At 31.6% G+C, this 21,424-nt stretch carries 16 protein-coding genes; 5 read left to right on the top strand and 11 right to left on the bottom strand.

Annotated elements, in window-relative coordinates; genetic code table 11:
- Nucleotides 1-7: 7 nt before the first annotated feature.
- The 11 genes from OS191_RS08685 to OS191_RS08635 all read right to left on the bottom strand — a co-directional run bounded on the left by OS191_RS08685 (nucleotide 8) and on the right by OS191_RS08635 (nucleotide 12,466).
- Complete coding sequence (locus OS191_RS08685; protein ID WP_267155303.1) at nucleotides 8-1,594, bottom strand: 4Fe-4S binding protein; 1,587 nt, start codon at nucleotides 1,592-1,594, stop codon at nucleotides 8-10.
- Nucleotides 1,595-1,596: 2 nt separating this feature from the next.
- Nucleotides 1,597-2,895 carry an NAD(P)/FAD-dependent oxidoreductase gene (locus OS191_RS08680; RefSeq protein ID WP_267155302.1) on the bottom strand — a complete coding sequence of 433 codons (1,299 nt, stop codon included), beginning with the start codon at nucleotides 2,893-2,895 and terminating at the stop codon, nucleotides 1,597-1,599.
- A 217-nt stretch (nucleotides 2,896-3,112) separates the two neighbouring features.
- Nucleotides 3,113-6,565: a pyruvate carboxylase gene (locus OS191_RS08675; RefSeq protein ID WP_267155301.1), complete on the bottom strand. Its 3,453-nt coding sequence runs from the start codon at nucleotides 6,563-6,565 to the stop codon at nucleotides 3,113-3,115.
- A gap of 112 nt (nucleotides 6,566-6,677) precedes the next feature.
- Nucleotides 6,678-7,397, bottom strand: a complete 720-nt coding sequence (locus OS191_RS08670) for a TIGR04283 family arsenosugar biosynthesis glycosyltransferase (RefSeq protein WP_267155300.1) — start codon at nucleotides 7,395-7,397, stop codon at nucleotides 6,678-6,680.
- Complete coding sequence (locus OS191_RS08665; RefSeq protein ID WP_267155299.1) at nucleotides 7,390-8,103, bottom strand: DUF547 domain-containing protein; 714 nt, start codon at nucleotides 8,101-8,103, stop codon at nucleotides 7,390-7,392. The genes OS191_RS08670 and OS191_RS08665 overlap by 8 nt, the downstream gene beginning before the upstream one ends.
- Nucleotides 8,093-8,992 (bottom strand): sterol desaturase family protein, encoded by a 900-nt coding sequence (locus tag OS191_RS08660; protein WP_267155298.1) that lies wholly within the window; start codon nucleotides 8,990-8,992, stop codon nucleotides 8,093-8,095. Before OS191_RS08660 ends, OS191_RS08665 begins: the two co-directional genes overlap by 11 nt.
- Before the next feature lie 13 nt (nucleotides 8,993-9,005).
- Entirely contained in the window at nucleotides 9,006-9,818 is an 813-nt protein-coding gene (locus tag OS191_RS08655; protein WP_267155297.1) for a purine-nucleoside phosphorylase, read from the bottom strand.
- Nucleotides 9,811-10,485: a TIGR04282 family arsenosugar biosynthesis glycosyltransferase gene (locus tag OS191_RS08650; RefSeq protein ID WP_267155296.1), complete on the bottom strand. Its 675-nt coding sequence runs from the start codon at nucleotides 10,483-10,485 to the stop codon at nucleotides 9,811-9,813. Before OS191_RS08650 ends, OS191_RS08655 begins: the two co-directional genes overlap by 8 nt.
- A gap of 8 nt (nucleotides 10,486-10,493) precedes the next feature.
- The gene (locus OS191_RS08645; RefSeq protein WP_267155295.1) at nucleotides 10,494-10,994 is read right to left on the bottom strand and encodes a rhodanese-like domain-containing protein; all 501 of its coding nucleotides are present in this window, start codon (nucleotides 10,992-10,994) and stop codon (nucleotides 10,494-10,496) included.
- 11 nt (nucleotides 10,995-11,005) lie between these two features.
- Nucleotides 11,006-12,073 (bottom strand): arsenosugar biosynthesis radical SAM (seleno)protein ArsS, encoded by a 1,068-nt coding sequence (gene arsS, locus OS191_RS08640; protein WP_267155294.1) that lies wholly within the window; start codon nucleotides 12,071-12,073, stop codon nucleotides 11,006-11,008.
- Between the two features lie 57 nt (nucleotides 12,074-12,130).
- A complete protein-coding gene (locus OS191_RS08635) occupies nucleotides 12,131-12,466 on the bottom strand; it encodes an arsenosugar biosynthesis-associated peroxidase-like protein (protein WP_267147319.1) in 336 nt (111 codons plus the stop codon).
- A 459-nt stretch (nucleotides 12,467-12,925) separates the two neighbouring features.
- Between OS191_RS08635 and OS191_RS08630 the strand changes: the two genes are divergently transcribed.
- The 5 genes from OS191_RS08630 to OS191_RS08610 all read left to right on the top strand — a co-directional run bounded on the left by OS191_RS08630 (nucleotide 12,926) and on the right by OS191_RS08610 (nucleotide 21,057).
- Nucleotides 12,926-15,982, top strand: a complete 3,057-nt coding sequence (locus tag OS191_RS08630; protein ID WP_267155293.1) for a PAS domain-containing protein — start codon at nucleotides 12,926-12,928, stop codon at nucleotides 15,980-15,982.
- 80 nt (nucleotides 15,983-16,062) lie between these two features.
- Nucleotides 16,063-16,434 (top strand): response regulator, encoded by a 372-nt coding sequence (locus OS191_RS08625; RefSeq protein WP_267155292.1) that lies wholly within the window; start codon nucleotides 16,063-16,065, stop codon nucleotides 16,432-16,434.
- 3 nt (nucleotides 16,435-16,437) lie between these two features.
- Nucleotides 16,438-20,019, top strand: coding sequence for a sigma 54-interacting transcriptional regulator (locus OS191_RS08620; protein ID WP_267155291.1), 3,582 nt, complete (start codon nucleotides 16,438-16,440; stop codon nucleotides 20,017-20,019).
- A gap of 182 nt (nucleotides 20,020-20,201) precedes the next feature.
- On the top strand, nucleotides 20,202-20,624 hold the full coding sequence (locus OS191_RS08615; RefSeq protein WP_267155290.1) for a hypothetical protein: 423 nt from the start codon (nucleotides 20,202-20,204) through the stop codon (nucleotides 20,622-20,624).
- The gene (locus tag OS191_RS08610; protein WP_524534357.1) at nucleotides 20,614-21,057 is read left to right on the top strand and encodes a DUF7793 family protein; all 444 of its coding nucleotides are present in this window, start codon (nucleotides 20,614-20,616) and stop codon (nucleotides 21,055-21,057) included. The genes OS191_RS08615 and OS191_RS08610 overlap by 11 nt, the downstream gene beginning before the upstream one ends.
- Nucleotides 21,058-21,424: the final 367 nt, after the last annotated feature.

The following is a 21,424-nucleotide window of genomic DNA, read 5'->3' as shown; positions in this document are numbered from 1 at the left end:
TTTTGCTTTATTTTTGGTTAATTAGGTCCATTAAATCTACATCATTTCCTAATAAAATTTCGGTTGGATTAATGCGTCCTTTCATGGAGTCATTCTCTAATTTAAGAACACCACGAGGACAAACTGCAGAGCAAATTCCACAACCAACACAACTTGATCGAACAATGTTTTCTCCTTTTTGAGCATAAGCTCTTACATCAATTCCCATTTCGCAATACGTAGAACAATTGCCGCAAGAAATGCACTGTCCGCCATTGGTTGTAATTCTAAATTTAGACAATAAACGTTGTTGAAACCCTAAAATAGCCGCCATTGGACAACCAAATCTACACCAAACTCTGTTTCCAAAAATAGGGTAGAAGCCAGTTCCCACAACTCCGGAAAAGATGGAGCCAATATAAAATCCATAAGCCGATCTTAAGTTGCCACTATTTATAAAAAAGACTTCATGCGTTGTTCCTGTAAAATATAAGATTAACAATAAAGCTATGGTTATAAAATAACCTATAGCTCCGTATTTAGCATCTTTACCCAAAGCGTCTCTTTTAAAAATCATTGTTAATAAAAACACCAGACTTAAAAAAGCAATAGCTAAACTAATAAAAACACCTCTGGTTAACCAGAAATTATTACTATCATAACCTAGATATGTGTAAACTGTGGCAATAGTCATTACCACTGAAAATACTAAAACGGTGTGAACTAACCAGCGCTCAAGTCGCCATGCTTTTAAGCTTTTGTCGCTTAATTGTCTAAATGAATCTCCTGCTGTTTCAGCTAAGCCACCACAACCACAAACCCAAGAACAATACCAGCGTTTACCATATTTATAGGTTAAGATGGGTGTAATTATAAAGATAGATGCAATTCCAAAGAGTAATAATGCCAAGCCAATATTTCCATTAGAAAGGAAACTTTTTACAGACCACTCGTCAAAAAGATAGTAATTCAATGGCCAGATATTTTTCAAGTCGTAATATGGTAAACCTGAATTTAAACGATACATGAATTCAGGAATTAAAAAAGCAAATGCTAATTGAAAAAACATGACGGATCCTGTTCTAATTTGCTCGTATCGATTATGTCTGTATTTTAATAGAAACTTATAGCCAAAAATTAAAATTGCTAAGGTGTAAAAGGTTCCGTAAACAAACCACTGACTGGCAGGTCTGCCGCTTAATAATTGGCTTAATGGATCGAATAAGGAGATTAAACCCGTGTTTGCAGCACCATCCATTCCCAGTCCAAGATATTGTGGGTAAAAATATAAAACAATATAAAATGCAGTTAAAATAATTCCGGTAATCCAACCTAAAATTCCACGTGACGAAATAGATTTAAACCAAACCCCATCGTTTTTTATCCCTTCAGTTTTTTTAAGATATGCACTATTTGCAAATACAATGGTTCCAATGGTAATAAGGCCTAGGGCTGCGCTAAGAAATAGAACTCTGTTTGGGAAGTCTATATTTAAAAATGCTAAAAACAAAATAAAAAGCCCAATAGCTCCTAATCCAACAGCAATTTTTTGTTTGGTTGAAAGGTCTTGGTCTGGTTTTGCCAAGGATAAGCTAGAATTTAATTTAGTGTTCATGCTTAGATGGTTTGTAGTGTGTTTTTAAATGAAGCCTGAATGTCTTTTTCAAAATGCTTATAAAATTCCGGATCAAAATTAGCTGCTTCTAAATGAGAAATGACATAATCTATAGTTTGTTTTTCGGATAACCAGGTATCAAAAACCTCATGACGCATTCTAATACCAAAAGTGTTAATTCCTAAAAACTCATTAGTAATGGTATTATATTCCATGGTAATGCATTTTGAATCGTCTTGATGTATCCAATGAAAATGTGCATGGTTTTCTTTTGGTTCCGGAAACACCCAACCGTATGTTTGGTATTCTATATCAAAAAACTTGGCAGAATTAAACCAATGTCCAGGCTTGTATTCTAATTTGTTTCCACAAAGGGTTTGTGCTAAAGTTTCTCCCATCATTCGTCCTGTATACCAAACGGCTTCAATTACCGGACGATTGCCAATAGCTTCACGTTGCTCCGCACAATCTCCAATTGCATAAATGTCTGGAATGCTTGTTTCCAAAAATCGATTCACTAAAACTCCTTTCTTAGTTTCTATTTCCGACTCTTTAATAAAATCAATATTAGGTGAAACACCAGTTGTTAAGCCTACAAAATCGCATGAAATTTCTTCACCGGTTTCTTGAATGATAATAGATTTAACTTTTCCGTTTTGGTCTGAAATTATTTCTTTTAGGTTTGAAGATAATCTTAAGTCTATATGATGATTTTTAATATGTTTATTAAGCATTTCACTTTCGCCTTGGGGTAAAACACCATTCCAAAAACTAGATTCTCGAACTAAAAAAGTTACAGGAATATTTCTGGAATTTAGCATTTCTGCTAATTCAATTCCAATAAGACCGCCACCAACAATTACGGCATGCCTGCAAGTTTTGTTATTGGGTGCGTAGATTTCTAAATTCTCTAAGTCTTGCTTGCTATATAAACCTTGAACTCCATTCAAGTCTTCACCTTTCCATCCAAATTTATTAGGTTTACTACCGGTAGCAATTACAAGTTTATCGTAAGTCATGGTGAATCCTTCTGTAAAATGGAGCGTTTTAGACTTCACATCAATAGTTTTAACAAATCCTTGTTGAAGTTCTATTCTATTTTTTTTCCAGAACCAGTATTCGTAGGGTTTAAGATGTTCAAATTTCATATGTCCCATATACACATACATTAAAGCCGTACGAGAAAAAAAGTGTTCCGTTTCTGAAGAAATTATAGTAATTTTTTTATCGGATAGCTTCCTAATATGTCTTGCAGCAGTAACTCCGGATATTCCGTTGCCAATAATAACAATATGCTCCATGTTTGTGCTTTAGTTGAATGCTTAGTCGAAAGTTCTATAAAACCTTAATAAAAACATCTCAATTTGTTTAAATTTAGAGATAAATTAACACTTATGCGCTATATTTTGAAGTTTTGTTTTTTAAGTCTAAAGAGATGTATTTAAAATAGAAAAATCTATTATTGAAACACAAATAAGGTTTCAATAATAGATATTTTATTAGTTTCTACTTTTTAAGTTAGCTTAGAGTAATCACCAAATCTTCCGAATTTACCATAACGCCTGGTTTAAGAACAAGGCTTCCTATTATAGCAGCCTCGTTAGCCGTAATGGTGGTTTCCATTTTCATGGCTTCTATGATAAATAATGGTTGATTTTTAGCAACTTTTTCCCCTTCTTTTACTAGAATATTTGAAAGCATTCCTTGTAAAGGAGCTCCAATTTCTTTTGAATTTGATTTATCTGCTTTTACATGTTCTACTTTATCAACCTTAATGGATTCGTCTTTTATTTGAACAGCTCTACCTTGGCCATTTACTTTAAAATAAACAGTAACCAAGCCGTCTTCATTAGATTCTCCAACGGATTCTAAATTAATAAGAAGCGTTTTACCTTTGTCGAGCTCTACAATAATCTCTTCGCCTACTTCCATACCATAAAAGAAATTTTTGGTAGGTAAATTCATCAAATTATCATATTTAAGATGCTTATTGTAAGAATCTGTAAATACCTTTGGATATAATTTATAGGATAGGAAATCGGTTATATTGATAGGTCTGCTTAAATCCTGTTCAAATTTAGATCTAAATTCTTTGTATTCTGTTTCAATATTTAAAGGCTCCATATGAGCATTTGGTCTTTCGGTATAAGGCTTTTCATCTCTTAAAATTAATTTCTGAAGATCTTTAGGGAAACCTCCTACAGGTTGGCCCAAATCGCCTTTAAAGAAACTTACAACAGATTGTGGAAAGGAAATCGAGTCTCCACGCTCTAATACGTCTTGAACTGTTAAATTGTTGCTGACTAAATATTGCGCCATATCTCCAACTACTTTGGAGCTTGGTGTTACTTTTATAATGTCGCCAAAAAGCATATTTACATCGGCGTACATAGCCGTAATTTCATGGAATCTGTCTTCTAATCCCAGAGCTTGAGCTTGAGGTTTTAAATTTGAATACTGACCTCCTGGAATTTCATGCTTAAAGACTTCCCCAGAACCTGCTTTAAGTCCGGATTCAAACGGGTAATAATGGTCTCTTACGGTTTCCCAGTAATTTGAATAATCATTTAAAGAATCGATATTTAAAGGATTTTCACGTTCGTGGAATTTCATCATTTCCACAATTGAATTAAAATTAGGTTGAGAAGTTAAACCAGACAAGCCACCAAGAGCAACATCTACAACATCTACTCCAGCTTCTATAGCTTTTAAATATGTAGCAGATTGTATCGAAGAGGTATCGTGTGTGTGTAAATGGATTGGAATATTAACTTCTTGTTTTAAAGCTGAAATTAATTCGTATGCCGCATATGGTTTTAATAAGCCTGCCATATCTTTAATAGCCAGAATATGTGCGCCAGCATTTTCTATGTCTTTGGCTAAATTGGTATAGTATTTTAGATTGTATTTTTTGTTTTCTGGATTTAAGATATCTCCCGTATAACAAATAGAACCTTCGGCTAAACCTTCAGTTTTAGTTCTAACATATTCGATGCAAGGAGCAATAGATTTCATCCAGTTTAGAGAGTCAAAAATTCTAAAAAGATCGACACCATTTTCCCAAGACTGCTCGACAAATTTTTCAATTAAATTATCTGGATAAGCTGTATATCCAACCCCATTAGAACCTCTAAGTAACATTTGAAGCAGTAGGTTTGGCATAGCTTTACGCAATAGTTGTAAGCGTTCCCACGGGTTTTCTTGTAAAAAACGTAGGCAAACATCAAAAGTAGCACCTCCCCAAACTTCCATACTAAAAACGTCTGGATTGTTTTTGGCATAACCTTCAGCTACTTTTAGCATATCGAAAGTTCGCATTCTAGTCGCTAATAAGCTCTGATGCGCATCTCGCATGGTAGTATCTGTAAAGTGAATTTTCTTTTCGGCTTTTAACCATTCGGAAAATTTATCAGGTCCCAATTTAGTAAGAAAGTCTTTTGTTCCTTGTGGGTAACCACCATTAGCTTCAAACTTAGGAACTATTGGTTTTACGAAGGTTTTGGTAGGGTCTGGTTTTTTAACATCCTGATTCCCGTTTACAATAACATCACCTAAATAAGTAACTAGTTTTGTCGCTCTATTCCTAGGAGCCTTGAATGTAAATAAATCGGGGTTTTGTTTTATAAAATTAACGGTAACGTCTCCTTTTCTAAATGTTTCATGTTTTAAAATGTTGTCCAAGAAAGGCATATTTGTTTTTACGCCTCTAATTCTAAACTCTGTTAAGGCACGACGCATTTTTCTACAAGCTCCATCTAAAGTTCTACTATTTGCAGTGATTTTTACTAACATAGAATCGAAGAAAGGAGATACTACAGCACCTTGATAAAGAGATCCTGCATCTAGACGAATTCCAAAACCAGCCGCACTTCTATAGGTTGTTATTTTACCATAATCTGGTTTAAAATCGTTTTGTGGATCTTCGGTAGTAATTCTACATTGTAACGCATATCCGGTAACTTTTACAGCCTCCTGATTTGGAATTTTTATTTGCTGATCGGCTAATTTATAGCCTCCGGCAATAAATAATTGTGTTTTAACCAAGTCTATATTAGTGACTACTTCAGTGACGGTATGTTCCACTTGAATTCTTGGATTAACTTCAATAAAATAAATAGAATCATCGTCGTCTACTAGAAACTCAACGGTACCAATATTGTTATAATCTACTGCTTTACAAATATCAATGGCATATTTGTATAAAGCATCTTTGGTTTGTTGCTTTAAATCGTATGACGGTGCAAATTCAATCACTTTTTGATAGCGACGTTGCACCGAGCAGTCTCGTTCAAATAAATGGACGGTATTTCCAAAGTTATCTGCTACAATTTGAATTTCTATATGTTTTGGATTTTCAACAAATTTTTCTAAAAAAACAGTATCATCTCCAAAGGCGTTTAAAGCTTCTCTCTTACTGGAGTTGAAAGCACTTTTTAACTCTTCGGCTTCTCTTATAACTCGCATCCCACGACCTCCACCACCCGAAGCGGCTTTTAGCATGATTGGGTAGCCAATTATTTCGGCCTCACTTAAAGCCGTTTCAACATCTTTTAAAGGTTTGTCGTTACTTCTAATAATGGGAATATTATTAGCTACAGCCACTTCTTTAGCTGTTATTTTATCTCCTAAGGCTTTTAAAACCGAGACTTTTGGACCAATAAAAACAATTCCATTTTCTTCACAGGTTTTTGCAAAATTTGCATTTTCTGATAGAAAACCATATCCAGGATGGATGGCGTCTGCTCCACATTCCAGAGCCACTTTTACAATTTCATTAATGTTTAAATAAGGTTTTAATGGATCGTTGTCTTCTCCTATCTGGTAAGATTCGTCTGCTTTATATCTATGTAATGAGTATCTGTCTTCATAGGTGTAAACACCAACGGTTTTGACATTAATTTCTGTACAGGCTCTAAAAATCCTGATAGCAATTTCTCCTCTGTTTGCAACTAATACTTTTTTTATTTTCATTTTTGGTTGTGTGTTTTGGAAATCCGTTTGTGTCTGAATCCTTCAAAAGTAAGAAACCAAATTAATAAATCAATTGATTTTAAGTGAGAATATTAGAGCTTATCAACAAGTTTTAAGCAATGTGTTTTTTATAATAGCTGTGAAGTTCTTGAGCTGAAGCTCCAAACCATTTTTTTATATAAATAGCCCAGAAGTGATATTGTAACTTCCAGATTCCGTGAGTTTTATAGCGTCTATCGGAAGTTGTTAGCCATTCTTGAATTACAACAAATTGTTTTTTAGCATATAATTTATTAATGAGATCGTTGTCTTCGTAAATGATAAATTCTTCATTAAAACCACCAATTTCATTGAAAAGCCTTTTTGTTATAAACTGACTTTGATCGCCACCTCTACATGCGCGCCATGAAAATTGGGTGAGCCAACTGGCTAATTTTAACCACCAATGATTGCTGTTAAAAGTCATTTTAAAACAACCCGCTAAATGAGATTCCTGAACTTGTTGAATAATTAGTTTGTCGAAGTTTTTAGGAGGAAAAGAATCGGCATGAAGAAAATATAAGATGTCTCCAGATGCATTTTTAGCCCCTAAATTCATTTGTCTGGCTCTGCCTTTTTGAGAATTTAAAAGTTGTAAATTGTGTTTAGTTGCTTTTGAAGAAATAATGGTCTCCACAATGTTTTGAGAGCTATCTGTGCTTCCTCCATCTACCACAATAATTTCTGAAATGTTTTCTAGATGGGAATTCTGAGTAAGATGCCGAAGCAGGTTTTTGATGTTTTCTGCTTCGTTTAACATGGGAATTATTATTGAAATTTGATGTTTACTCATTCAATTCCCAATTGTAATTCATGAATTTCTTTTTAGCTTTTTTCGAAATTTGAACGCTAGTATACTTGTTTAAAAATTCTATGAGACTTCCGTTTTGCGTGAAATCTTCAGAAAACCATTTAAAAATCTTCGAAATAGTTATTTGGTCTTTAGAAATATTGTTTTTGCTTTCGTCTGAAAGAAAATCTTCTGTAGCAACTGTTAATTGCAAATCTAATTTGGATGGGAGGTAGGCTTTATTTAATAATTTAGGACAAGATTTTGAAGCACAAACGATGGCAAAATGAATTCTGGGTTCATTCATTTTTCTAAGAATTTCGTGTTCAATTTCATTTAAAGACATAGATTGTTTTCCAATAGGAATGAATTTTTGATCCCACGGATTTTTTAAGTCTTTGATGCTTTTAATCGGGTAATTATCTATAATCAGTTTTATGGTAAAAGCATTATAGGCATTAATCCAATAAGCCAAGGTTTCGTCTTTAGACCAGGAGCTTTCTGGTTTCGTTTTAGAAAACGATTTTAAGCTAGCTTCTAATAAATCTTGATCTATCTGAATGGCTTGATAGTTGACTTCCCCAAAACTATTTACGTGTTTTTCAAGAAATGTACTCCAGGTGTTGTAATTAATTATTTGAGCCTCGACTTTCTGAAAAAAGACAAAAACCATAAAGAGCAACATTGACAGGATTTGTTTAGTTTTCATCTTTTTCTTTGAATTTAATCGGGTATATTTCTTGACTAACAAAGTCTTTAGGAAAGGTTTCGTCTCCATAAAAGCCTAGTTCTATGTCGCGACCATTCTCTGGAATGTAATTGGTTTTAAAAATATAATCCCAGATACTTAGGGTTAAGCCGTAATTTACGCCATATCGTGCATGTTTTGGTAGTTCTTTGGCATGATGCCAAATATGCATTTTAGGATTGTTGAATATGTATTTTAGTTTGCCATAATCCCAACCTAAATTTGCATGATTTAAATGTCCAATCGTGATATTAAAAAAATGAACAAAAGCGACATCTTGAGCTTCAAAGCCTCCGATTATAGCTAGAGGAATGTATAAAATAGATTTATAAACTACAGGTTCCATCCAGTGATAGCGCAAGTGCGCTGCAAAGCCCATTTCTTTAACGGAGTGATGTACTTTATGAAAATTCCATAACCATGGCACCCGATGTAATAGTCTGTGGGTATTCCATTGGACAAAATCTGCCACAATAAAAAAGACAAATAATCCCAAGGGTTTTGGAAGCGCATTGACTTCTATTAATTTAAAATTATCAAGCGATATTCCAACAAGTCCAAGAAGATCGTCAAAAATTTCCGCTACGGTATTGGATAAGGCTATAAAAACAATCAAATTCAACAAAAAGAAGTTGAAAAACATATAAAAAGTATCTAACCAAAAATCCTTTCTAAAAATACCCTGATTTTCGCGCCATGGAAAGGCTATCTCAAGCATCCAAACAGCTAAGGAAATAATTATTAATCCATAGAAGTAATTATCCCAATAGCCATAGGAAAGAATCTCAGATTTAAGATAATTCCAATAACCCGAGTAAGAGTTAGCTATTATGTCTAAATACTTTTCCATGTCTTGTTTAGAACTAAAGTGTTTTGATTAATTCTTTAAATAAAACAATCATTTGCGGCTCGGCTTTACCTGCCATTTCAATAATCTCGTCAATATTTACTGGTTTTAAATTGTCTGGGTCACATTCATCTGTTAAAACTGAGACAGCAGCAGCTTTTAGTTTTAAATGATTGGCAACAATAATTTCCGGAACCGTACTCATGCCTACTGCATCTGCCCCGATAATTTTTAACATTCTATATTCTGCTCTGGTTTCTAGTTGAGGTCCAACCACACTAGCATAAACACCTTGGTGCAAGGCAATATTATTAGTCTTGGCAATATCTTTAAATGTTGTATTTAATTTTTTATTATAGGGCTCGCTCATGTCTGTAAAACGTTCTCCTAAAAGTTCTACACCTCTAAATGCCAGAGGAGAGCTGCCTTGAAGATTAATATGATCTTCAATTAGCATTAATTCTCCTTTTTTAAAGCTATTGTTTATAGCGCCCGAAGCATTGGAAACCAGCAAGGTTTTTATTCCTAATTTTTCCATAACCCGAACGGGATAGGTCACGTCCTGCAGGGTGTAGCCTTCATAAATATGAAAACGGCCTTGCATAACAATCACTTTTTTACCTTCTAAGTTTCCGTAAATTAGTTTTCCTTTATGGAACTCTACGGTTGCCGTTGGAAAGTTTGGAATGTGGTTATAACTAACTTCGGCAATAATGTCTATATCGTTAATTAATTTGCCTAAGCCAGTGCCAAGAATGATGCCTATTTCGGGATTTTTAAAACCTTTTTCTTCAAGGTATTCTGCTGTTTCTGTAATAAATTTAATCATTGGTAATTAATTCTTTAAGTATGTTATTTTTATTGAGGTCTTCAAAAGTGTCAATATCATTTAATGTTTCTAATTGGTAGGTGTTTAACTGTTTTAAATCCTCTAAAGTATCTTTTAAAACTGTATGGGTTCCCCAGCGTTTATTTTCAAAAATATGAGGATGAAGTTGTTTCATTCCCAGTAAATAATACCCTCCGTCAAAAGCTGGACCAATAACAACATCCTGTGTGTCTAATGTATGAAATGCTTTGGAGATATGTTCTGATTTTAAATCTAAAATATCACTTCCCAGAATAACTATTTTCTCATATCCGGAATTAAATAGCTCCAAAAAAGCATTTTTCATTCTTACACCTAAATCTGAGCCTTGTTGGAGTTTTTTTATAAAGATATCTTCATCCCAAATATCGTTTTTATGAATATGTTCGGAGTAAAATACAAATTTATCTGCTGTTACTTTTTCGGTGATATTAGCCGTATGTTGTAATAAATATTTATATACGTTTAAAGCAGCATGGTCTCCAATAGTTTCTGCTAAACGGGTTTTACATTTTCCTAGTTCAGGATTTCTAGCAAAAATGATGATGGCTTTTTTAGAGGTTGGAAAATGAAAATCGAAATTCATATCATTAGCACTATTTGTGTCTTTTGTACTTAATATTCTCATGGATTAAATTATTTAAAAACTTTTTTTCCTGAAGTTAGCCATTTACTCCATTCGGGAGAAAAAGCATGAACCTTTTCAGTTTTGGTTTCATTAGTATCATAGACATCAAAGCCTTTGTTTTTCCATTCAAAAATACCTCCGTATAGATTGTAGATGTTGGTATAGCCTGCTTTTGAAAGTTTTTCAGCAATATTTTCGGAGCGAATTCCTAGCGAACAATAAACCACTATATTCTGTTGTTTGTTTTCAATTTGTTTGCTGGTGTTTTCTAAATTAAAATCATTAAAGCCAACAAAAACAGCATTTTTTAGATGACTTACTTGGTATTCTTCATACTCGCGGGCATCTAAAATAATGGCCTTTGTTTTAGGCATGGCTAATTCTTCAACAGACATATAAGGGATTTGATGTGTATTGTGCTTTTTTAATAATTCAGACAGGGATTCCTGAGTAAAGCCTATCTGGATAACTGAAAAGAGTGTTAATATAAAGACGATTTGTGGTTTCATACTTATGAATTCTATGCGTTTTCAGGAATAATATTACCTTGGCAACTGCTTCCAGCACCAGCCGTACAGCCGTAACAGTGTTGGGAAATAACAATGTTTCGTCCTTCCAATAGCTCTTGATTAAACTCTGAAACATGTTTCGATTTACTGTTTACAGGTAGTTCCAGCATTTGATTGAAATCGCAATCAAATAAATAACCATCCCAACTAATAGATAATGTGTTTTTACACATAAGGTTTGAAACAGCTGCAGGATTATAGGCTTCCACTAAGGAATACATATAATCTTCGTAATTATCACTAGCAATTAGATAATCCAGAAAACGTGCAATTGGTAAATTTGTAATAGCAAACAGATTGTGGAATTGAATATTAAAATCTTCAAGTAAAGTTTTTTTGAAGTCTTTTTCCATAGCTGACTGATTTCCTGGTAAAAATGCACCTGAAGGATTGTAAACTAAATCTAATTTTAAATGGCTTCCTGGCATTCCGTAGCCAACGGCATTTAAATCCTGTAAAGCTTTAATCGATTTATCAAAAACGCCAGAACCTCTTTGCTTGTCTGTTTTTCCTTTAGTCCAATGTGGCATTGAGGAGACTACGTGAATATTATGTTTTTTAAAAAAGTCTGGTAAATCGTAATATTTTTTGTTGGCTCTAATAATGGTTAGATTGGAGCGTACAATAAAATCTTTAATTCCAACTTTTGCTGCCTCCTCTACAAACCATCTAAAATCTGGATTCATTTCTGGCGCGCCACCAGTTAAATCTAAGGTATGAGCTTCAGATTTTTCTATAAGCTCAAGACACTGTTTCATGGTGTCTCTTGTCATGATTTCTTTTCTGTCTGGTCCGGCATCTACATGGCAATGATCGCAAACTTGATTACACATATAGCCAACATTAATTTGTAAAATCTCTAATTTTTTTGCTTTAAGAGGGAATTGACCCGACTCAGATATTTTATCTTTAAACGTCGGTAATTCGCCATTTTTAAAGATACCGTTAGAGAGTATTTTTAATTGCTTATTACTTTGTGCTAAATCACTTCCTAGTTTATGTAAGGATTTTGTTGCCATTAATAGAGATATCTTATTTGTAATTCTTGAGGAATAAAAGAGAGGGCGATGCCCACTTTAACCGTCTAATTTATTCACTTTATTCATCATTTGGACGCCATGAACTAAAGAAGCGCCACCACGAATAGCCGAAGCTACGTGTAGAGATTCCATCATTTCTTCTTTGGTAATGCCTCTTTGTAAACCATCTCCAGTATAGGCGTCAATACAATAAGGACATTGAATGGTATGGGCTACAGCTAAGGCGATTAACGATTTTTCTCTTTCTGAAAGTTTTCCTTCTTTAAAAACAGAATTATAATATTCGAAAAATTTTGAGCCAAGCTCTTCGTTCCATTCTGAGATTTTACCGAATTTTCTAAGATCAGCTGGATCGTAATATGTCTTTTGCATAGTTTTTACTTTTGGAAGATGAATGTAACGATTTAAGTCGTGGTTGTTTATTAAAGTTTACATAAAATTGTAAAAATACCTTGAGAGCTGTTTGTAATTATATTTATTCCAGACTAGGGTTTGAGCAATTTCCTTCTTTTCAGTTATATTAATTTGAAGTTTTTAAAAGATTCCATATTGACTTAGTAAGTTAAAAAGTGATTAACGGAAAAAAAGTTACTTGTCTTAAAATAGATTTTATTCTTATTATTTTTATTCATAAATTAAAATATTATATTTAGGGTAAAAGCTTAATGCTCAGTATATTTTACGGCTTGTTGATGTTAATGTTTTAATTGTAATTGCTTTCTTAATCCTATTTAAATAAGGAGTTAAATATTTAAGTGTAATTTAAATGCCAATCTAAATTTGAGTTTTAATCTAAACTAAAACTCTATAAAGCTTAACCTAAAATACGATATGAATATCTATACGACCATATTTGCAGAGTTTTTATTTTTTTCTTCAACTATACTCTTATTATTTAAGCTTAGATCTAAATTAGGTTTGGCACCTTTATATATACTACTTGGAACTTTACAATACCTTCTAGTGTTTTCTGATGCTTATATAAGCCTTGAAATTTTAGATAAGTATACCATTTACCCAGGATCTATAATTATTTTTTCAGCTGTTTTATTTGCTGTTTTACTAATTTATATAAAAGAAGGAGTTACTAGTGCAAGAGCTCTTATAATTGGGATTGTAATTTCAAACTTCTTGATATCTGCTTTATTTGGTATTACCTATTTGCAAGAAAGTGTTATTGGATTAATTGAAAATAATCAAGCAAAATCTATATTCATTTTAGATTATAAGTACTTTATAACAGGTACCATTATCTTGTTTTTTGATTTTATTTTACTTGCTATTATATATCAATATTTGATTTCAAGAAATAGCAAACTGCCGTTCTTTTATATTCTTTTTATTTCTCTGCTTTCAGTTTTAATTATTGATGCTTTTGCTTTTAATGTTATTTTAAAATTTGGTGCACCCGATTTTAATTCTTCCTTGGTTGGGCATATTATAGGTAAGTCTTTTTCAGCACTTATATTTTCAATTATTCTATATGTTTATTTAAAGTATTTAGATAATAATGAAACGAATGCCACATTTATTGCAAACCAAAATCGAGATGTTTTTTCTATTATTAATTATCGAACAAAATATATTAATCTTAAAGCTGAGAAAAATCAGGTAGAGAAAAAATTAACTTCTCAAATTGAAACTACTTTAAATCTTATTTCAGATGGATTTGTGGCGCTAGATACCAATTGGCATTATACTTATATAAATATTAAAGCAGCTGAATTTTTAGGAAAATCTCCAGAAAGTTTAATAGGTAAACATGTTTGGACCGAATTTCCTGAAGGTATAGGTCTTCCTTTTTATAAAGCATATTATAAAGCAGTAGAAACTCAAGAAAAACAATATTTTGAAACTTACTATGAACCCATTGATAGATGGTTTGAAAATAGAGTATATCCTTCAAAAGAAGGACTGACAATATTTTTTACAGACATTACAGAGCGCAAAAAGGCTGAAGATCAATTAATAAAAAATAAAAGCTATCTCGAAAACATTATAAATAATATAGGGGACCCAGTATTTGTAAAAGATGATAAAAGCCATTTTCTTATTGCAAATGACGCATTCTATAAATTATTTAATCGTACAAAAGAAGAGATCTTAGGTAAAACCTTCGCTGAAGATACTCCGGTTGAGGAAAGAGAAAGATATTTAAAAATTGATAGTCAAGTAATCTCAAAAGGGATTGAAAATGTTAGTGAAGTTAGTTTTATTGGTAAAGGAGGAGAAACAAGAATCATTTCAATCAAAAAAAACAGGTACATAGATGAAAGCGGTAAAAATTTTTTAATTGGAACTATAAGAGATATCACTGAATCAAAAAATGCCGAAGAGCAAATCATTAAAAGTAAAAAATATCTTGATAATATTTTAAATAATATAGGTGATCTAGTATTTGTAAAAGATGAACAAAGCCGTATTTTACTAGTAAATGATTCTTTTTGCAACTTTTTTAACCTTTCAAGATCAGAAATAATTGGAAAAACACTAGCTGAAAACGTGTCTTTTGATGAACGGGAAATGTTTTTTAGTATTGATAAGCAGGTGTTGTTAACTGGTGTAGAAAACATTAATGAAGAATCTATAACTTTAGAAGGAATGGAAACTCGAATTGTTTCTACCAAAAAAACACGATTTATAGACGATAGTGGAAATAAATTTCTAATTGGAGTTGTAAGAGATATTACAGCACGTAAAAAAGCAGAAATAACAATAAAAGAAAGTGAAGAAAAATTTTCTAAAGCATTTAAATCTAATGTTATTGGAAAAGCGATACTTAATAAAGAAAAAAAGATTATTGAAGTAAACGAAGCATTGGCAAACATTGTTGGAATTAAAAGAGAAAACATGTTAGAGAAAACTGCTGAAGAAATGGGTTTATTCACTCTTGATGATCAAAAAAATCTCGATAATGAAACCTTATTATGGAGCGAGTTTAGTGAAAAAGGATATGTATCAAATGTTGAATTAAATTACAAAATGCCAGATGAAAAAGAACTTTTTATATTAATCTCATTACAAGCACTTGATTTAAATAATGAAGAACATATTATGATTACTGTTATAGATATAACAGAAAAGAAACATGCCGAAGCAGAATTAGAAAAATATAGAAATAATCTCGAAGAGTTAGTAGAGTTTAGAACGTCTGAATTAGAAAAAGAAAAAATAAAAGCACAATCTGCAGATTTAATGAAGTCCGCATTTTTAGCAACTATGTCTCATGAATTAAGAACACCAATGAACTCTATTATTGGTTTTACTGGAATTCTATTAAAAGAATATGCAGGCCCGTTAAATGAGGAGCAGAAAAAGCAGCTGTCTATGGTTAAAAATAGCAGTCAGCACTTATTAGGCTTAATTAACGATGTTTTGGATATTTCTAAAATTGAGGCAGGAAAATTAAAAGTGTCATTCTATCCGTTTAATTATTTATCCACATTAGAAAAGACTATTGACTTTTTAAAACCACAAGCCCTTAAAAAAGGGTTAGTCATAAACTCAGAAATATCTGAGATGGAAATTATTTTAAATAGTGATGAGCGTAGAGTTGAGCAGGTGTTACTTAATTTACTATCCAATGCTATTAAATTCTCTAATAAAGGAGGCATTACTGTAAAAGTAGATGTTTTGGATAGTTTGTTAATAACACAAGTAATAGATCAAGGCATTGGGATTAGTAAAAAGGATCTTAATAAATTATTTATGCCTTTTATTCAAATAGATGCCGGGTTAAGTAGAAATCATGAAGGTACAGGTCTTGGATTGGCAATTTGTAAAAACATAATTGAAAAATTAGGGGGATCTATCCATGTAAAAAGTAAAAAAGGAGAAGGAAGTAACTTTACTTTTAAAATTCCTATTAAGGCTTCTAAAAATACATAGTTCAATAAAAAACTAAATTTTAAATTGTTAAAAGAATTGTAGTATATTTAAACATCAGGTCATAAAATATTTATTAGATTATGAAATCAACTATTTTAATTATAGAGGATAATGAGCAAAACATGTATATGTTGTCTTACTTGCTAACACAAAGTAATTACACTGTAATTGAAGCGTTTAATGGGGTAGATGGATTAAGGCTTGCTCATGAAAACAACCCTGAAATTATTTTAATAGACATACAACTTCCAGATATGGATGGTTACGAAATATGTAATAAATTAAGACATAATGGTCTGCCTAAAAACACAACTATTATAGCGGTAACTTCGTATGCTATGGGAGGAGATAAAGAAAAAGCACTTGATGCAGGTGCAGATGGTTATTTGGAGAAACCAATTAATCCAGAAACTTTTGTAAACCAAATGAAGCATATTGTCAATTCAAAATAAGAAATGAATAATAAGACTATTTTAATTGTAGATGATACGTTTGAAAACTTATACTTGCTTCGAGTAATTCTTGAAGAAGCAGGTTATTTGGTTATTGAAGCTAATAATGGGAGCGAAGGGCTTGAAAAACTTCAGGAAAACAAACAAGTAGATCTTATTATTTCAGATATTTTAATGCCAGTAATGGATGGCTATATGTTTTGCCAAGCTTGTAAAAATGAAAAATTATTTAAAGAGATCCCTTTCGTTTTTTACACCTCTACTTATACTGAAAAACTGGATGAAGATTTTGCTATAAAACTTGGTGCAGTTCATTTTTTAAGAAAGCCTACAGATCAAGATAAAATCCTACAGGTGATTCAAGATATTTTTAAAAATGAAGTATCTAAGACAAAACCTATAAAAAAATCAGAATTTACAGAACAAGAAGTTTTAAAGCTTTATAGCAAGCGTCTTATTAGTAAGTTAGAGCAAAAAAATTTAGATCTTGAAAATGAAATTTCAGAACGTAAAAAAGCCGAACAATTATTAATTCATAAAAACGAAATCTTAGATTTATTAGCTGTTAACACATCTTTAGGTAATATTTTTGATCGCTTGCTTTTAAATTACGAATCTGTTCATCCAAATTATTTTGGTTCTATTAGTTTGCTTGATGAAGATGGAATACATCTAAATCTAGAGTCTGCGCCATCTATGCCTAAATCATATAATTTAGCTATAAAACGAGTTCCCATTGGTAAAAATACTGGATCCTGTGGTACTGCCGCATTTATTAAAAAACCTGTTATTGTTTCAGATATTAGTAAAGATAAATTATGGAAAGACTATAAAGACATTGCATTAGAATACGGTTTAAAATCCTGTTGGTCTTTGCCCATTTTTTCAAAAAACAAGATTGTTTTAGGGACTTTTGCAATTTATAGTAAGTCCATATCTACACCCTCATTGGATGAAATTAATGAGCTTAATTTTGCCGTTAACTTAGTGCGTATAGCCATAGAAAAATCTAGAACTGTTGCAGAAATTAAAAAGAAAGATGAATCTTATAAAGCCTTAATAAATCAAGCTAGTGATGCGATAATGTCTTATTCATTAGACGGAACAATACATAGCTTTAATAAATCTTCATATATAAATTTAGGATATACTAAAAAAGAATTTCAAAAATTGAATATAAAAGATTTAGTTGTAGGCGATTTTGTTATAAATTCAGAAAGATATAAAGAACTGCTTAAGGAGAAACCATTAATTTTTGATAGAGAGATCATTCGAAAAGACAAATCGATATTGGTAGCAGAAATATCAGCAAAAATGCAAAAAGATGGAAGAATACTTGCTATTTGTAGAGATGTCACTGAAACTAAAAAAAATATTAGAGAAGTAAAAAAGGAAAAAGAATTTTCTGCAGGTCTTTTAAAATCAATGGGAGAAGGTTTACTTGTAATAAATTTGAACTCAGAAATAATTAGAGTAAACCCTTCCTTTTGTGAAATGACAGGTTTTACTGAAAAAGAATTACTTGGTGTTAAGCGGCCATATCCATTTTGGTCACCTGAATTAAAAAAAGAAAATGATGAGCGTTATGAACTCTTAATTCAAGACAAAAATGAAAGAGACTATGAAATTGTTTATATGCATAAAAATGGAAAATATTTTCCTGTACGTATTTCAATTTCAAGTATTTTTAATGAAGAAGGTGAGAAAATTGCAAATTTTTCCATAGTACAAGACATTACACAACGTAGGAATGCAGAAATAAAATTAAAAGAAAGTGAAAAATCACTTTTAGTGGCACAAAAATTAGCAAAAATAGGCAGTTATAATTTTGATATAAATACTCAAATACTTGAAGCCTCATCTGCTTTTAAAGACATTGTAGGAGTTGATTTAGATAGTGAGCTATCCCCTGAAATTTGGAGAGAAATTAGACATCCAGACGACTCTGCTATCAATCAAGAGATGCTAGAAAGAAGTATAAAAACAGGAGAGAAATTTGATTTAGAATACAGAATACTAACCAAAAATAATAAGGAATTAAAATGGATTCATGGTTTAGGTGAAGTAACTTATGTTAACGGGCAAGTTGCTAATTTTTTCGGTACCATTCAAGATATTACTGAGCGTAAGGTAGTTGAAATGAAGCTTATTGATAGTGAGTATAATTTAAAACAATCTCAAATAGTTGGGAATATTGGATCATATTCTCTAGACATTCAGACCATGATGTGGGAAAGTTCTGATATTTTGGATAAAATAATGGATATAAATAAGTCCTATATAAGGGATCTTAATGGCTGGGTTAGTATCATTCATCCTGATGAAAGAGAACAAATGCTTAATTATTTCGAAAATAATATATTAATAAAGCATGAAAAGTTTAATAGGGAATACCGAATTGTAAATCATGTTGATGATAAAGAAAAATGGGTGCATGGATTAGGTAAATTAATATTGGATAGTGAAGGTAATCCTGTAAAAATGATTGGTACTATTCAAGATATAACTGACCGTAAAATAGCCGAAAATAAAATAGCGAAAGCAAACGAACAACTTAAACAAGTTAATAAGGAGCTGAATGTATTGCGAAATCAATTGGAGCAAGAAAACGTTTACCTTAGAAATGAGTTAGACTTAGTGTTTAACTACGAAGAAATGGTGTATGGAAGTGCCGAATTTAGTAATTTACTAAGTGAGGTAGAAAAAGTGGCACCAACAACAGCTACTGTACTATTATTAGGAGAATCTGGTACTGGTAAAGAATTATTAGCAAGAGCTATTCATAATACGAGTTTACGAAACAATAAACCATTAATTAAAGTTAATTGTTCTGCTATTCCTAGAGAACTTATAGAGAGTGAATTGTTTGGACATAAAAAAGGGTCTTTTACAGGAGCCATTACTGATAAAATTGGAAAATTTGAACTTGCAGATGGAGGTACCTTATTTTTAGATGAAATTGGAGAGTTGCCACTAGATATGCAACCCAAAATATTAAGATTTTTACAAGAGGGAGAAATTGAGGTTGTTGGTGGTACATCTGGATTAAAAAAATTGGATGTTAGAGTTATTGCCGCAACTAACCGAAACCTAAAAGAAGAGGTTGATAATAAGCGATTTAGAGAAGACTTATATTTCCGATTGAATGTGTTTCCAATAGAGGTGCCGCCATTAAGAAAACGAATAGACGATATACCTTTACTAGTAGAGCATTTTGTAGATAAGTTTAATAAAGCCTATGGAAAAAGTATTAAGTTTATAACAGACGAATCTATGAGTAAACTTAAAGCGTACAAGTGGCCTGGAAATATTAGAGAACTCGAAAATTTAATAGAAAGAGCTTCTATATTGTCAACCAATAATACGCTATTAATTCCAGGTTTTGAATCTTCAACACAAAATACAAAACCAATTAATAATAGAGATTTATCGTTAGATAAGGCACAGCGTAATCATATTCTTCAAGTATTAGAGCAGTGTAATTGGAAAATAAGTGGGCCTCATGGCGCATCTATTTTACTAGATTTAAAGCCAAGTACCTTACGTGATAAAATGACAAAACTCGGTATTTCTAAACCTAAATAAGTAACGGTAATCCGTGATTATCATTTTTACGCATAGAAATACACGGTATACCGTTAGTCTGAAATTTCATTAAAAATTATTCAAAACAAATAAATCATTAATTATTAGTGTTTTATGTTTTAAATTCAGTCATAAATAATTTTTGGCACTCCATTTGACTTTAGTTCTTTAAAGTTATACGAATGAAAAACGAAATGCTGACGGACAATATTAAATTTTGGGTAGACCAAAATATAATTTATTGTAAAATATATAGAGATTTCGATGAAAATTATTCTAAAGTAGATTTAGAAAAAACTTTTATTGAAGCTATCTCTGTTTTGTCTGATGGTAGTTATAAACCAATCTTATTCAATTTTGAAGAATTGAGGAGTTCGCCTACGATAAAGTTGTTTAAACTTATAAATAATAGTTCTGAAATTAAAAACAATGTATTGTCAGAAGCATATTTAGTAGGTAACTGTTACTTAAAATTTTTACTTTCATCATATACTCTGTTTGGTAACTCTATTTTGCCAATTACTATATTTAATGGTAAAAAAATGGCTATAGAATTTTGTAATAGAAACAACATGTTTTTTAATGCTGTAAGAAATGATAATTAATTTGGAAAATGTCATTGAGATTGAACACGCAAAATTTTGGATAGATGATAATGATATTCTTTATTGTCAACTTTCCAATGATAGTGCTAACTTTAAATTGAGTTCAGAAAGGGTTAAACTTTATATAAAAGCCATTACTAAATTATGTAACGGTAAAGCTAGGTCGTTTATAATTGATGTAAGAGGTTCTCGAGGTACTTTTTCTTCAGCAGCAGCTAATTTATTTGCTAAAACACCATCATTAGTCGCGTTAAGAATTTCTGAAGCCTATATACAAAACTCCATAGGAATAAGAATACTAATAGGCTCATATAAAAGAATATACGATCCAATTACACCCTTTGGTGTTTTTAGTGATATGGAGTCGGCAAAAGAATTCTGTATAAACCAAAATAATAAGAACTTTTCAAATTTATGTGGTATGGTTTATTAATAATAAAATAAAAAATAAAAGACAAAGGTTAATAAAGTTAGATGCTACCGTAATATTGTAGTTGCATTAAATATTAACATAAATAATTAGTAGTGATTGATTAATAGCGAGAAGGTTTATGTAAAAGTAGGCCGGATTAAAAGCAACTCTTATAAGAGTTGCTTTTTAATTTGGGTTAAATAGTGTTAAAAAAATAATAGCAGTTTTTGGCGAAAAATATTTAGTATCGAATTTACGATAGATTATACACAATGATTAACATTGTCATATTTACAGGTCAAAGTTTAAGAAAATGATAACAGGTTAAATAGAGCCTTATTTAACGTATTTATAATCAAATGTGTTTAGCAACTGCATTTAGCCATAT

Source organism: Xanthomarina sp. F2636L (assembly GCF_026410195.1).
Taxonomy (GTDB): domain Bacteria; phylum Bacteroidota; class Bacteroidia; order Flavobacteriales; family Flavobacteriaceae; genus Xanthomarina.
Note: the sequence above shows the minus strand (reverse complement) of the source record. Positions and strands in the feature narration are given on the sequence as shown.